The organism is Roseibium sp., from assembly GCF_965233565.1.
Classification (GTDB): Bacteria; Pseudomonadota; Alphaproteobacteria; order Rhizobiales; family Stappiaceae; genus Roseibium.
The window spans coordinates 2,550,692-2,564,393 of sequence record NZ_OZ247494.1 but is presented as its reverse complement, the minus strand read 5'-3'; the positions used below and the strand labels follow the sequence as shown (position 1 = coordinate 2,564,393).

Here is a 13,702-nt window from a genome sequence, read left to right as displayed (position 1 = left end):
TCCGTGGCCGCATGGGAGGAGAAACATGAAAAGCATCAAGCAACTTGCGCTGGGAACCGCCGTTGCCGTCGGTGTCGGCCTGTCCGGCGCCATGACAACGCCGGTCCAGGCAGAAGACAGCAACTACGTGCCGCTGCTGACCTACCGCACCGGACCGTTCGCAGCCTCCGGCATCCACATTGCCAACGGCATGCATGACTACCTGAAAATGCTCAACGAGCGCGACGGCGGCATCGGCGGCGTGAAGCTGGAACTGGAAGAGTGTGAAACCGGCTACAACGCCCAGAAAGGTGTCGAGTGCTACGAAGCCACCAAGGGCAAGGGCGCGCTGGTCTATAACCCGTATTCCACCGGCATCACGCTGCAGCTGATCCCGAAAGCCGGCGTTGACAAGATCCCGGTCCTGTCGATGGGCTACGGCCTGTCCGCTGCGGCCGATGGCTCGGTCTTCCCGTGGGTCTTCAACGTACCGGACACCTACTGGGACGGCGCGTCCGTGGTCATCAAGTATATTGGTGAGCAGGAAGGCGGTCTCGACAAGCTGAGCGGCAAGAAAATCGGCTACATCTTCCTGGATGCCGGCTATGGCCGCGAGCCGATCCCGCTGCTGGAGCAGCTGGCCGAGAAATACGGCTTTGAACTGCTGCAGTACCCGGTTGGCGTCAAGGAAATGCAGAACCAGTCCTCACAGTGGCTGAACGTGCGCCGTGACCGTCCGGATTACATGGTCATGTGGGGCTGGGGTGCGATGAACCCGACCGCCATCAAGGAAGCCGTCAAGATCCGCTTCCCGATGGACAAGTTCATCGGCGTCTGGTGGTCCGCAGGCGATGATGATGCAGCCGCCGGCGGCGAAGGTGCCAAGGGCTACAAGGCCATGAACTTCTCCGGTGTCGGTTCCGACTTCCCGGCGCTTGACGACATCAAGAAACATGTCGTTGACGCGGGCCTCAGCTCGACCGATGCGGAGACCATTGGCGGCACGCTCTACAATCGCGGCGTTCTGAACTCCGTGATCATTGCAGAAGGCATCCGCACCGCTCAGGAGCTGACCGGCAAGAAGGTCATCACCGGTGAGGACATGCGCATGGGTCTGGAAGCCCTCGACCTGGATGAGGCCCGTCTGGCCGAACTCGGTCTGAAAGGCTTTGCCCACCCGATGAAGGTCACCTGTGAAGACCATGCCGGCAGCCATCCGGTGTTCATCCAGGAGTGGGACGGCAAACAGTGGCGTCAGGCGTCCGGCTGGATCGAGCCGATGACCGACCTGGTTCGCCCGATGCTGGAAAAGGCCGCAGCTGAATACGCTGAGAAGAACGCGCCGTGGCCGGCACGCACCGAACCCTGCCCGAACTAAGAAGGCAGTCCGCTCCGCCGTGCCTCATGCACGGCGGAGCTTCCAAGGAGAGTAGGGAATGGCACTTTTGGATGTAGAACAGCCCGGATCGGACAACGCCGCGGATACGGCGGAGACGATCCTGTCGGTCAACAATATCGAGGTCATCTACGACCACGTGATCCTGGTGCTGAAGGGCGTGTCCTTGACGGTGCCCAAGGGCGGTATCGTCGCCCTGCTTGGTGCCAATGGCGCCGGCAAGACGACCACGCTGAAGGCGGTGTCCAACCTTCTCGGCGCCGAGCGCGGGGAAGTGACCAAGGGCAAGATCCTGTTTGACGACGAAGAGGTCCAGGCCCTGTCGCCGAACGATCTGGTGCGCCGCGGCTGCATCCAGGTCATGGAAGGCCGGCACTGTTTCGGACACCTGTCGATTGAAGAGAATTTGCTGACCGGGGCCTATACCCGCAAGGACGGGCATGCCGCGATCAAGGCGGACCTGGAGATGGTCTATACCTATTTCCCGCGCCTGCGCGAGCGGCGCAACAGCCAGGCGGGTTATACGTCGGGCGGTGAACAGCAGATGTGCGCGATCGGACGCGCCCTGATGAGCCGGCCCAAGATGATCCTACTGGACGAACCCAGCATGGGTCTTGCGCCGCAGCTGGTGGAAGAGATTTTCGAAATCGTGCGCAAGCTCAACCAGAATGAGGGCGTGTCTTTCCTCCTGGCGGAGCAGAACACCAACGTGGCGCTGAAATACGCCACTTACGGCTACATCCTGGAATCCGGTCGCATTGTGCTCGATGGCGACGCCAAGGCGCTGCGTGAGAACGAGGATGTGAAGGAATTCTACCTGGGCGTCGGTGGCGAAGGCCGCCGGTCGTTCCGGAACGTCAAACACTATAAACGAAGGAAGCGCTGGCTGGCCTGACGGGATCTGAACCCGAGGCTGAAACAAGCGGAGACGACCATGAGCGATACTCAGTTTGACGCGCGCGAGCGGCAGGATCCCGCTCAGCGCGAACAGGATCTCTTTGCCAAGTTGCCCGAGCTGCTTGCGCATGCCACCTCCAAGGCACCGGGCTGGGCGGACCATCTCGACGGCCAGGACCTGACCGCGGTGACCAGCCGCGAAACGCTGGCCGCTTTGCCGGTCTTGCGGAAAGCCGACCTTCTGGACAAACAAAAGGCAAACCCGCCCTTTGGCGGCTTTCTCGCCGGCGAGCTGTCCGGAGCGGCAAGGGTGTTCATGTCGCCGGGACCGATCTGGGAACCGCAGGCGCCGGGCCTTGACCCCTGGAACGGAGCGCGCAGCCTCTTTGCGGCCGGTTTCCGCAAAGGCGATTTGGTGCTGAACGCGTTCTCGTACCATCTGACGCCTGGTGGTTTCATTCTCGACCAAGGTGCCATCGCACTCGGCTGCACCGTCTTCCCGGCGGGGGTCGGCAATACCGACACGCAGGTTGAAGCGATTGAAGTGCTCAAGCCGACCGGTTTTGTCGGCACACCGGACTACTTGAAGGTCCTCCTGGACCGCGGCCGGGAACAGGGGAGGGATGTTTCCTCCATCAAGACAGCCCTTGTTTCCGGCGGCGCTCTTTTTCCGTCGCTGCGGCAGGAATACGAAGACCAGGGCATAACGGTTGGCCAGTGTTATGCCACGGCGGATCTGGGCGTCATTGCCTACGAAACCGAGGCACGGCACGGCATGGTCGTCAATGAGGACTATATTGTCGAGATCGTCCGGCCGGGAACCGGTGAACCGGTCGCCGAGGGTGAAGTCGGGGAGCTGGTGGTCACCAACTTCAACAGCCTTTATCCGCTGATCCGCTTTGCCACCGGGGATCTGTCCAAGATCGTGCCCGGGCAGTCGACCTGCGGTCGCACCAACATGCGGCTAGCCGGCTGGATGGGCCGGGCCGACCAGCGTACCAAGGTCAAGGGCATGTTTGTCGACCCCGCCCAGATTGCCCAGATTGTCGCGGCACACCCGGAAGTCAACAAGGCCCGTCTTGCCGTCATGCGCGACGGAGAGGCGGATGCGATGACGCTTACCGTTGAAACGGAGGCCTCCGGAAATGGCCTGTCTGATCGGGTCGCGGAAACCTTGCGTGAAGTCACCCGCCTGAAGGGTGACGTACTGCTGGTGGCTCCGGGCAATCTGCCGAATGACGGCAAGGTCATTGCCGACGAGCGGGAATACGGCTGAGCAAAGTCCCGGCCTTTTTGGTTTACCCGTCCCGGGAGAGACGCCGTCATCAATCAACCTCCCCCTGAGGTGCGTGCGGACCCGCGCCTCAAGGGGAGGTTTTTGTTTGGCATCGACGGTCATCGGCATGATCCGGTACCGTTGGGGTGCGTATGACAAATGCCGCATTGGCCTGTGCGAGCCTATGGCCTATGTAAGACGGCAGACCGAAATTCGTGGGAATGATCCAGCAAATGACCGTGCAACCGTCCGCCCCCCTGACAGCCGACCAGGAAACCGAGTTCAGAAAGATCGAACTGCCCTCCGATCACCCGTCCGTAAAGACCGGAAAGGTCGGTGTCCTGCTGGTCAATCTGGGCACGCCGGATGCAACGGATTACTGGCCGATGCGCCGCTATCTGCGTGAGTTCCTGTCCGACAAGCGGGTGATCGAGTGGCCGCGCGCCATCTGGTATCCAATCCTTTACGGCATCGTGCTGATGACCCGTCCGGGCAAATCCGGCAAGGCCTATGACGAGATCTGGAACCACGATAAAAACGAGTCGCCGCTCCGGACGATCACGCGCAGCCAGTCAGACAAACTCGCTGACATGCTTGGCGACAGTGATGGCCAGCTGACAGTCGACTGGGCGATGCGCTACGGCCAGCCGTCCATTCCGGATAAACTCCAGGCGCTGAAAGATGAAGGTTGCGACCGCATCCTGGTTTTCCCGCTCTACCCGCAATATTCGGCAACAACCACGGCGACCGTGAACGACGTTGTCTGCAAGACCCTCCTGAAGATGCGCTGGCAACCGGCGATCCGCACCGTGCCGCCTTATCATGACGACCCGGTCTATGTGACTGCCCTGGCGAAATCCGTCGAGCAGCATTTGGAGACACTGGATTTCGAACCGGATGTGGTGCTCACCTCCTATCACGGCATTCCGCAGTCCTATTTCAAGCGCGGCGACCCCTATCACTGCCACTGCATGAAAACGACGCGCCTGATGCGCGACGTGCTCGGCTGGAGCAAGGACAAGCTGCGAGTCACGTTCCAGTCGCGCTTCGGTCCGGAAGAATGGCTGCAGCCCTATACCGACAAGACCGTGGAGCAGCTGGCCAAGGATGGCGTCAGGAACGTTGCCGTGATGAACCCGGGTTTCGTGTCGGACTGCCTGGAAACGCTTGAAGAGATTGCCGGAGAAGTCGGCGAGATCTTCGAGGAAAACGGCGGTGAGAACTTCAGCCACATTCCCTGTCTGAACGACAGCGACCTCGGCATGGATGTCATCGCCCATGTGGTCCGCCGGGAACTTGGCGGCTGGATCTGACAGCCGCATTTCCGGAAAACTCGTAAATTCTGACAGTAATCCCCATATAGTTGGTGTTGTGTTTGAAACGTGTCTGCATCTGGTCACAGATGCCGGCTAGCTATTTGCGCGGTCATTTACACTGCAGTCCAATTGCGCTGGAAGAAGGTCGCAATTCGGAGCATAGTGGCCGCACTATTCTATAGATTTAAGGGAGACGTTCATGCCTATCGCGGGATTGGATATTGTCCTGATCGGCCTTGTTGTGCTGGTCATTCTGATTTTTTTCGCCGGGGTGAAGACGGTTCCCCAAGGCTACAACTACACAATCGAGCGCTTTGGAAAATACCGCAAGACCCTGACACCGGGTCTGAATTTCATCATCCCGTTCATCGATCGGGTCGGCCACAAGCTGAACATGATGGAACAGGTGCTCGATGTGCCCTCCCAGGAAGTCATCACCCGTGACAACGCGACCGTCACCGCTGATGGCGTCACTTTCTACCAGGTGCTGGAAGCATCTCGCGCGGCCTATGAGGTGCTGGGTCTGCAAAACGCGATCCTGAACCTGACCATGACGAATATCCGGTCCGTCATGGGCTCCATGGACCTGGATTCGCTTCTGTCCAACCGTGACGAGATCAACGCCAAGATCCTGCGCGTTGTTGATGCAGCGGCAGAGCCCTGGGGCGTGAAGATCACCCGAATCGAGATCAAGGACATCAACCCGCCGCGGGATCTGGTCGATGCCATGGCGCGCCAGATGAAGGCAGAACGTGACAAGCGTGCCTCCATCCTGGAAGCGGAAGGCAAACGCCAGTCGGAAATCCTGAAAGCCGAGGGTGAAAAGCAGTCTCTGATCCTGGAAGCCGAAGGCCGGCGCGAATCGGCATTCCGTGACGCCGAAGCCCGCGAGCGTGAAGCAGAGGCAGAAGCCAAGGCGACCCAGATGGTGAGTTCCGCAATTGCATCGGGCGACGTCCAGGCGATCAATTACTTCGTTGCCAACAAATATGTCGAGGCCTTCAAGGAACTGGCCACCTCGCGCAACCAGAAGACCCTTATTCTTCCCATGGAAGCCACGTCGCTCCTGGGGGCTTTGAGCGGTATTGGCGAGATCGCCAAGGAAGCCTTCGGCGACGACAAGGGCGGCAGCCGGACGTCGTCCCGTATCCCCAATACCGGGGCAAATGAGGGAGGTCCTGAGCGGTGAGCCTGATTGAAAGCACCATCGAAGCGCTTGGCCCCTGGAGCTGGTTTGTCCTTGGATTGATCCTGCTGGGCCTTGAGATCCTGGCGCCGGGCACGATTTTCCTGTGGTTCGGTCTGTCGGCCCTGGTGGTCGGTGTCGTGTCGCTGGTCTTCGACTTTGCCTGGCAGATCGATGTTGCGCTGTTTCTCGTGCTCTCGCTTGTGAGCTTGCTTGTCGGCCGGAGAATGATGCAGCGTCTCGCTTCTGAAAAGGGCGACCCGGGGCTCAATCAACGCGGCAGCCGCTATATCGGTCGCGAGTTCACTCTGGCTGCCCCCTTGAACGAGGGAGCCGGGAACCTTTCGATCGATGACACGATCTGGCGGATCACCGGCCCGGACCTGCCGGCAGGCACGAAGGTGAAAGTGGACGCGATCGATGGCGCCAGGCTGGTCGTCTCGCGGGCCGAGTGAGGGCGGCTAAACCGCCTACTTGAAAAGTGTCAGGGTTTGTGGCCGAGCGGCAGCGGTGGTTCTTCCGCCTTCAGCAGAATGCCGACGCGCCGGTTGGCCGCAAGATACGGGTCGTTCGGGAAGAGCGGTTCCGTGTCCGCCTTGCCGACCACGGCATAGAACTGGTCGCCCGGCACGCCATATTCGGCCAGAATCTGCCGGGCGATGTTGGCTCTCTCGCTGGACAGGTCCCAGCCGGTGTAATCCGGATTGGCGGACAGCTGACCAGCCGTCGTGTGGCCGGTGATTTCAACACGGTTCGGCATTTGCGCCAGCACCGGCGCCATCTTGGCAATCAGGCGGCGTGTGGTCTCATAAGGGTATTTTGACCCTTCCCGGAACATCGAGCGGCCATCCTGGTCGACCAGCATGATGTTGAGACCGTCTTCGGTCTCCTCCAGAATGATGTTGCTTGAAATCTCGGTGATTTCCGGCATTTCCTGCCAGGCTTGGCGGAGGGATGCTGCGGCGGTTGCGAACTGGCGCGGCTTCTCGATGTCGGCCTCAAGCGTGTCGTGGGTATTGGCCTCCGGTCCCTGCTTGCGCCGCTTTTCGTGGCGCTCCTGGGAAAAGTCGGAATCCATCTCCTGTTCGACCTGGCTGATGTCCTTCATGTAGTCGCGAATCGGAATGCCCTCGACCTCGATGATGCCGGTCTTGCGGGAGGTGTCCTTGACGCCGAAGGCTTCGCGCATGGAGCCTGCAACGACCTGGAGCTTCTCCTTGTCCTGGATGGAAAAGGAGATGATCAGAACGAAGAAACACACCAGCAGGGACATCAGGTCGGCAAATGTCACCAGCCAGTCGGGTGCGCCTCCACCTGATTTCTGTTTTTTCTTGGCCATCCTGTTTGTCCGATCCGGTGTCTGGGATTAGGCCGCTTCTTCGAGCTCGGCGCGTGCTTTTTCCGGCAGATATGCGACCAGCATTTCCTTGATCAGAGCCGGGCTCTTGGATTCGCGGATCTGGCAGATACCGTCGATGATCAGCGTCTGGTTGAGTTCGTCGACATCGAATTTTGCATCGAGCTTGTCCACCAGCGGCAGACACAGAATGTTGGAAACCAGCGCGCCATAGAGGGTCGTCAGCAGCGCAACCGCCATGGAGGGGCCGATTGCGGCGGGATCATCCATGTTGGCCAGCATCTGCACCAGGCCGACCAGCGTTCCGATCATGCCGAAGGCAGGGGCCGAATCGCCGAGCGCCTTGAAGACGCGGCGCCCTTCAGACAAGCGCGACAATTGCAGATCACGCTCCCGCTCCATCGATTCCTTGATGAATTCGAGTTCGTATCCGTCGGCGATGTATTGAACACCCTTGGCCAGGATCGGGTCGGAGACGTCGACATTTTCCAGCCCCAGCGGGCCGGACTTGCGCACGATCTCTCCCAGATTGGTGATCTCGTTGATCAGGTCGCGCGGGCTGGCATTCTTGCCGGCCAGGGCCACTTTGAATCCCGTAACGAAAGCGGCAGCGATATCGGACAGCTGAAAACGGATCAGCGTGGCGGCCAGGCCGCCGCCGAACACGATCAGAATCGAGGGAATGTCAACGAACTGCGTGAAGCTGCCGCCGAGAAACACGGCGGTAATGACCACGCCAAATGCGCCGACAATTCCGATTAATGTCGCCAGATCCATTCTGTACACACACCAAGGTCTGTGGCTGTCGAGCCAAGTAAACTTTGGGGCAGTGTAAGAGGCTTATGGCTAATCAAATCCTAATGCCGAGGGATTTCAGCACCGGATCGTAACGAATTTCGGTCGGCGTGACGCGATTGTGATGGTGTTGTCCGTGTTTTCAGGCAGCGCCGATCCGCAGCAGGTCGTGCAGATGCACGATGCCGACCGGACGTCCGTCTTCAACGACAAACACCGAGGTGATCGACAGGCTGTTGACCAGTTCCAGGATCGACGCGGACAAGGTGTCAGTGGAAACGGTCTTGGGCGACTGGGTCATGATCTCGCCTGCCGTTTTCTCCAGGAGATTGGAGGTAACGTGCCGCCGCAAATCACCATCCGTGATGATGCCGATCAACTGGTGCAATTCGTCCGTGACGCCAAGAACGCCGAAGCCGCGCTGGGTCATCAGCACGATGCCCTCGCTCATCGGCGTGCCGGCCGAGACCAGCGGCATGCGGTCGCCGGAATGCATGATGTCCTTGGCGACCTTCAGGCTGGCGCCCAGTCGGCCGCCCGGATGGAATATGCGAAAGTCCTGTGCGGTAAAACTGCGGCTTTCCAGGAGGGCGACGGCCAGGGCATCGCCGATCGCAAGCTGAATCAGCGCCGATGTTGTCGGCGCCAGTCCATGCGGACAGGCCTCCGTGACGCTCGGCAGTTTCATGATGATGTCCGACGCGCGGCCGAGGGTGCTGTCCTCACGTGACGTGATGGCGACGAGCGGAACCTTGAACCGGCGAGTATAGCTGACAATTCCTGCCAGTTCCTGAGTTTCACCGGACCAGGACAGGGCCAGGACCACGTCGTCTTCGGTGATCATGCCAAGATCGCCATGGCTGGCTTCACTGGCGTGAACAAAGAAAGAGGGAGTGCCCGTGGACGCCAGGCTTGCGGCAATCTTGGTGCCGATATGTCCGCTTTTACCGATGCCGGTCACAATCACGCGGCCCGGGCTGTTCTGGATCAGTTCACAGGTCTTTTGAAAAGGCGCTGCAAGGCCGTTTTTCAACGCCGCGCGCACAGCACTCAGACCGGCAATCTCTGTTTCAAGCGTCCGTTCGGCAGACACGAGCGATTGGGACGTCATGTCGAACTCTTGTTCGGAAGCAAGGTCGGACTGGGAGATTGCCATGATCTTAAAACTTTTTTGTTTTTGATGGATCAGCTCTAGGCCAGACGCTCAACGGGATCAAGAACCTGTGATGCATTAAATCGATTAGAACGCCTGACTTTATGTAACACCATGTAACTGTCAATTTGCAAAAAAGAAACGAAGCATTAACCAAGCTTGTTCAGTTTGGTTGGACTACGACGTCGACTGGTTCCGGAAGTCCATGCACCGCTTTTTGCCATTGCTGCTGTGTTTTGCCGCGTTGCAAACCACGCCCACTGCTGCCCAGACAGCCTTGGGGGACTTGCGTGGCAGTTCCGACGCGGACAGCCCTCTTGATGCTGAAGATACCACGGATCAGGCGGCCGATGCGGCTGATCCGAACCCGACCCAGGCCAACGTCTTTTCCTTGCGTTCAACGCTCAATTCCGCTGCGGCGGAAACAGGATCGAGCGGGCTTGGCACCAATGGCAGGGTCACGCCGGTGCGGCCCTTTTCCGACCGGATCGCAGCCGTCGGCAGAGCCGTTCCTCTGAATGGTTCCGGAATTGATGACAGCATTTTCGGCGGAGACACCACATTTGATGCCGCTGACGGCATTCGTCTCGGGTCTTTCACCTTTACGCCTCAGGTCACGGTCACCGGAGGCTATACGGACAACACGGCCCGTTCGTCCTCAGGCTCGTCGGGAAGCCTCTACAGGATCTCTCCGGACCTCTCCTTGACATCCGACTGGTCGCGGCATCAGTTCGACGTCTCCCTGCGTGGCACTTACACGGGTTATCCGGGCAATTCCGACGATGATGACGCTTCCGTTTTCGCGGCAGCAAATCTGCGGCTGGACATCAGCGAGGCCACCCGGGTGACCACCAGTCTTGCCTATTCCTACACGCGCGAGGAAGATGGCAGCGCGGAATCGACCTCGTCCGGCACCGACCACAACCAGGAAATTTCGGGAGATCTGAGTGCGACCCGGGCCGTCGGCATTATTGCGGCGACAGCGTCGCTTGGTGTCGATCGAAACATCTACACGACCGATGGCGGTTCCTCGCAAAGCGGCCGGGACAATACGCTCTATTCCGCCAGTCTGCGCCTGGATGGAAACACCGACAGCGTGATCTCGCCCTTTGTCGAAGGCTCGCTGCTGCTGCGGCGCTATGACCAGACCTGCAGCGACAGCCTGTGTGAAAAACGTGACGCCAACGGTTATCAGCTGCGCGGTGGCGTGACCATTGCATCCGGACCGAAGATCACCGGTGAGCTTGGAGTGGGCTGGCGCATCGAGGATATCGAGGACAGCCGTCTGGATGCCTTGACGGGTCTGGTGCTCGACGGGTCTCTTGTCTGGTCCCCCAGCCGGTTGACCACCGTCACGGCTGGCCTTGGCACAAGTTTTTCCTCAACAGATATTGACGGCGCGAGCGGGTCGATCATCTATTCTGGGGATCTGAGGCTTGCCCATGGCTTCAGTGATCGCCTGGTCGCGGAAACCGGGCTCGGCTACAGCTATCGGACCTATGAAGGTGCCGACATTGAAGAAAACACGTTGACCGGCTTCGGCGGGGTCACCTTCGCCCTGACACAGAACGTGGCATTGACGGCGGATTACACCCATCGTCGCTTCGACAGTTCGCAGGACGGCAGCGATTATACGGAAAACGCTATTGAAGCCGGGCTTCGGTTCCGTCATTAACTATACAGTAACCAAAGCTAGACCATTCATGGGCGGGGGCAGAACAGACACGAAATTGGGCGTCAAGGAGGCCCTAATGCGTAATGTTGTGCAACGGACTGCTGACAGAATGATGTCTTTGCCCTTTTCTGGATCCTCTCTGAAATCGCCGTTCCGTATGGTGCGGACCGCAGGACTGTGCGCCGTCCTCTGGATGGTGGCGCTTATCGTGCTGACCGTGCCGTCCCAGGCCGATCCGGGTTTCGACAAGTTTGTCCGGGGCTTTTGGCCAAAGGCCCAGGCTGCCGGCATTTCGGCGCAGACCTATAATGCCGTCTTTACCGGCATGAAGCCGGATGACGACACGATCCGGCTGATGAACAAGCAGTCCGAGTTCGTCAAGCCGATCTGGGAATATCTGGACAGTGCGGTGTCCGATACGCGGGTCGAAAAGGGCCGCGAGATGCTGCGCGAATATGGTCCGGTCCTGAAGCAGATCGAAGCCAGATACGGCGTGGACCGTGAGGCGGTGCTTGCGATCTGGGGCATGGAGACCAACTATGGCGGCTTCATGGGCCGGCACAATGTCATCCAGGCTCTGGCAACGCTTGCCTACGCGGCCCCGCGGCGCAAGAGTTTCTGGCAGAAGGAACTGATCACAGCATTGGCCATCGTGCAGGCGGGCCATGTCCGTTTCAACGACATGGAGGGATCCTGGGCAGGCGCCATGGGGCACACCCAGTTCATGCCTTCCAGCTGGAAAGCCTATGCTGCCGATTATAATGGCGATGGCCGCCGCGATATCTGGACTTCCATCCCCGATGCCCTTGCTTCAACGGCCAACTATCTGAAGAAACATGGCTGGCAGACCGGCAAGACCTGGGGATACGAGGTCAAGCTGCCAGCCGGGTTCGACTATCATCTGGCAGATGGTGACAAGACGCTGACGCTCGGGGAGTGGAGCCGTTATGGCGTGCGCCGCTCCAATGGCAGGGATTTTCCGCGTCCGTCTGACAAGGGCATCCTGGTGCTGCCGGCCGGCGCCAGCGGTCCGGCTTTCCTGATGCTGCGAAACTTCTATGTCATCAAGCGCTACAACAACGCCACGGCATACGCGTTGGCGGTCGGGCATCTTGCAGACCGGATCATCGGCGGTGGACCGCTCGCGGGAGACTGGTCGCGGGAACATCTGCCGCTGACCCGGTCGGAGACCGCAGAACTGCAATCTCTCTTGAACCGGCACGGATTTTCGGTTGGCGCTGCGGACGGCAAGATAGGTCCGGCAACGCGGCGCGGCATTCGTGCCTATCAGAAGTCGCGCGGTATGATACCGGACGGGTATGCCTCCGTGGTTTTGCTGGCGCGGTTGAAACTCGGCAGCTAAACTCGGGCTGAAGAGAGCTTCATTGAGGACCCGCGAGTGCGCATTCCAAAGCGGCAGGCAAGCAGCTTGAAGAACAGGGCAAAAACGGCACGATTTGCTGCTGCCGTGCTTGCCTTTGCCTTGCTTGCCGAACCGGTGGACCGTGCCTGGGCGCAAACGATCCCCGACCAGGAAATCATCGTTGCACAGAACGGCCCGTTCCGGGGCTTCAATCCGTTTGCGCCGCTGCAACGCCTGTTCGGGGGCGAGCGACGCACCAAGAAACAGCCCAAAACCCAGCAACGTCCGAAGGTGAGCCGTCCTGCCGGTGCGCCGCCCAAGTTTGAAAGTGTGCCGAAGGACCCGAACGCCGGCCTGATCGTCGTGGTTGGCGACCGGATGGCGCGCGGTGTTGCGGACGGGTTGAAATTCATGCTCGCCGACAAGCCCCATATCCGGGTCGAGCCCGTCACGCAGGACAAGGCCGGTTTTACAGGAGAAACAGCGCCGGACTGGGCGACTGATGTCCTCTCCAAAATTCGTGGCGGTGACGTGAAGGCCGTTGTCGTCATGATCGGGCAACGCGATCTGAGCAAGACTTTCCCTGGCGAACCGCCGGTCGAATTCATGACCGAGGAATGGCTGGAAACCTATCGCAGCAAGGTGGATGCCCTGGTGCGTGTCGTGCGCCAGGAGAAAAAGCCGCTTGTCTGGGCCGGATTGCCGCCTACCAACAACAAGCTCATCAACGCGGATTTCACGCAGCTGAATTCGATTTTCGAAGCAGCAGCAGCAGACCGGCGGGTGCGCTACGTCGACATCTGGGACATCTTTCTGGCCCAGGACGGCAGCTATTCTTCCTTTGGCCCGAATGTCGACGGCAAAAATGCGCGGCTTCGAACCAATGACCGGATCGGTTTTACCTGGGACGGATACCGGAAAGTCGCCTTCTTCGTCGAACGTGAGTTGTTACGCCTTCTCGGCAGCTATGGCGGGCTTGCCTTTGAAGGGGTCGAGGATGATCCGAATTTCATCGTTCTGACGGGCCGGACCACATCGCCGGAAGCGCTTCTGATGGGGGGGGAGGACGAGCGGTCAATGGACCCGAAGAGCCGCGCCTACCGTTTCTTTGTTCAGGGCGAGCCGCTACAGCCCATGCGAGGCCGGGTGGACAACCCGCAAATGCCGGAGGCGGTGGCCGTCGAAACGGACGATGTGCCGGTCCTGGAGGTTCCGGGGTTGCGTGGCCCGCTTTCGGATGCGTCAGGCGCTCAGCAGGGTGTGGGGACACGGATCTCCGTCACGATTCGCCCGCCCGGGCAGTGACGTT

12 protein-coding genes are annotated in these 13,702 nt (G+C 59.7%); 9 read left to right on the top strand and 3 right to left on the bottom strand.

Annotated elements, in window-relative coordinates:
- Window positions 1-25: 25 nt before the first annotated feature.
- From ACO6TG_RS11755 to ACO6TG_RS11730, 6 genes are all read left to right on the top strand, one after another.
- Window positions 26-1,357, top strand: a complete 1,332-nt coding sequence (locus ACO6TG_RS11755) for an ABC transporter substrate-binding protein (RefSeq protein ID WP_094072546.1) — start codon at window positions 26-28, stop codon at window positions 1,355-1,357.
- A gap of 58 nt (window positions 1,358-1,415) precedes the next feature.
- Window positions 1,416-2,270, top strand: a complete 855-nt coding sequence (locus ACO6TG_RS11750) for an ABC transporter ATP-binding protein (protein ID WP_094072545.1) — start codon at window positions 1,416-1,418, stop codon at window positions 2,268-2,270.
- Between the two features lie 39 nt (window positions 2,271-2,309).
- On the top strand, window positions 2,310-3,548 hold the full coding sequence (locus tag ACO6TG_RS11745; protein WP_422378339.1) for a phenylacetate--CoA ligase family protein: 1,239 nt from the start codon (window positions 2,310-2,312) through the stop codon (window positions 3,546-3,548).
- Window positions 3,549-3,781: 233 nt separating this feature from the next.
- Window positions 3,782-4,861 (top strand): ferrochelatase, encoded by a 1,080-nt coding sequence (hemH, locus tag ACO6TG_RS11740; protein WP_422378338.1) that lies wholly within the window; start codon window positions 3,782-3,784, stop codon window positions 4,859-4,861.
- A gap of 202 nt (window positions 4,862-5,063) precedes the next feature.
- Window positions 5,064-6,053, top strand: a complete 990-nt coding sequence (locus ACO6TG_RS11735; RefSeq protein ID WP_422378337.1) for an SPFH domain-containing protein — start codon at window positions 5,064-5,066, stop codon at window positions 6,051-6,053.
- Window positions 6,050-6,505, top strand: coding sequence for an NfeD family protein (locus ACO6TG_RS11730; RefSeq protein ID WP_422378336.1), 456 nt, complete (start codon window positions 6,050-6,052; stop codon window positions 6,503-6,505). The genes ACO6TG_RS11735 and ACO6TG_RS11730 overlap by 4 nt, the downstream gene beginning before the upstream one ends.
- Window positions 6,506-6,534: 29 nt before the next feature.
- Here ACO6TG_RS11730 and ACO6TG_RS11725 read toward each other — a convergent pair whose 3' ends face one another.
- The 3 genes from ACO6TG_RS11725 to ACO6TG_RS11715 form a co-directional block, all read right to left on the bottom strand.
- Window positions 6,535-7,389, bottom strand: a complete 855-nt coding sequence (locus tag ACO6TG_RS11725; protein ID WP_422378335.1) for a flagellar motor protein MotB — start codon at window positions 7,387-7,389, stop codon at window positions 6,535-6,537.
- Between the two features lie 27 nt (window positions 7,390-7,416).
- The gene (locus tag ACO6TG_RS11720; RefSeq protein WP_422378334.1) at window positions 7,417-8,184 is read right to left on the bottom strand and encodes a motility protein A; all 768 of its coding nucleotides are present in this window, start codon (window positions 8,182-8,184) and stop codon (window positions 7,417-7,419) included.
- Between the two features lie 160 nt (window positions 8,185-8,344).
- Window positions 8,345-9,358 carry a KpsF/GutQ family sugar-phosphate isomerase gene (locus ACO6TG_RS11715; protein ID WP_422378333.1) on the bottom strand — a complete coding sequence of 338 codons (1,014 nt, stop codon included), beginning with the start codon at window positions 9,356-9,358 and terminating at the stop codon, window positions 8,345-8,347.
- Between the two features lie 202 nt (window positions 9,359-9,560).
- Here ACO6TG_RS11715 and ACO6TG_RS11710 point away from each other — a divergent pair, with 202 nt between their 5' ends.
- From ACO6TG_RS11710 to ACO6TG_RS11700, 3 genes are all read left to right on the top strand, one after another.
- Window positions 9,561-11,030: an outer membrane beta-barrel protein gene (locus ACO6TG_RS11710; RefSeq protein WP_422378332.1), complete on the top strand. Its 1,470-nt coding sequence runs from the start codon at window positions 9,561-9,563 to the stop codon at window positions 11,028-11,030.
- Window positions 11,031-11,223: 193 nt separating this feature from the next.
- Entirely contained in the window at window positions 11,224-12,393 is a 1,170-nt protein-coding gene (locus tag ACO6TG_RS11705) for a lytic murein transglycosylase (protein ID WP_422378869.1), read from the top strand.
- 36 nt (window positions 12,394-12,429) lie between these two features.
- The gene (locus tag ACO6TG_RS11700) at window positions 12,430-13,698 is read left to right on the top strand and encodes a DUF459 domain-containing protein (RefSeq protein WP_422378331.1); all 1,269 of its coding nucleotides are present in this window, start codon (window positions 12,430-12,432) and stop codon (window positions 13,696-13,698) included.
- The last annotated feature ends 4 nt before the right edge of the window (window positions 13,699-13,702 follow it).

Bases quoted from the DNA above. Each gene is read 5' to 3' on its own strand.
- ACO6TG_RS11755 (WP_094072546.1), top strand. From the start codon at position 26: ATGAAAAGCATCAAGCAACTTGCGCTGGGAACCGCCGTTGCCGTCGGT.
- ACO6TG_RS11750 (WP_094072545.1), top strand. From the start codon at position 1,416: ATGGCACTTTTGGATGTAGAACAGCCCGGATCGGACAACGCCGCGGAT.
- ACO6TG_RS11745 (WP_422378339.1), top strand. From the start codon at position 2,310: ATGAGCGATACTCAGTTTGACGCGCGCGAGCGGCAGGATCCCGCTCAG.
- hemH (WP_422378338.1), top strand. From the start codon at position 3,782: ATGACCGTGCAACCGTCCGCCCCCCTGACAGCCGACCAGGAAACCGAG.
- ACO6TG_RS11735 (WP_422378337.1), top strand. From the start codon at position 5,064: ATGCCTATCGCGGGATTGGATATTGTCCTGATCGGCCTTGTTGTGCTG.
- ACO6TG_RS11725 (WP_422378335.1), bottom strand. From the start codon at position 7,389: ATGGCCAAGAAAAAACAGAAATCAGGTGGAGGCGCACCCGACTGGCTG.
- ACO6TG_RS11720 (WP_422378334.1), bottom strand. From the start codon at position 8,184: ATGGATCTGGCGACATTAATCGGAATTGTCGGCGCATTTGGCGTGGTC.
- ACO6TG_RS11715 (WP_422378333.1), bottom strand. From the start codon at position 9,358: ATGGCAATCTCCCAGTCCGACCTTGCTTCCGAACAAGAGTTCGACATG.
- ACO6TG_RS11710 (WP_422378332.1), top strand. From the start codon at position 9,561: ATGCACCGCTTTTTGCCATTGCTGCTGTGTTTTGCCGCGTTGCAAACC.
- ACO6TG_RS11705 (WP_422378869.1), top strand. From the start codon at position 11,224: ATGGTGGCGCTTATCGTGCTGACCGTGCCGTCCCAGGCCGATCCGGGT.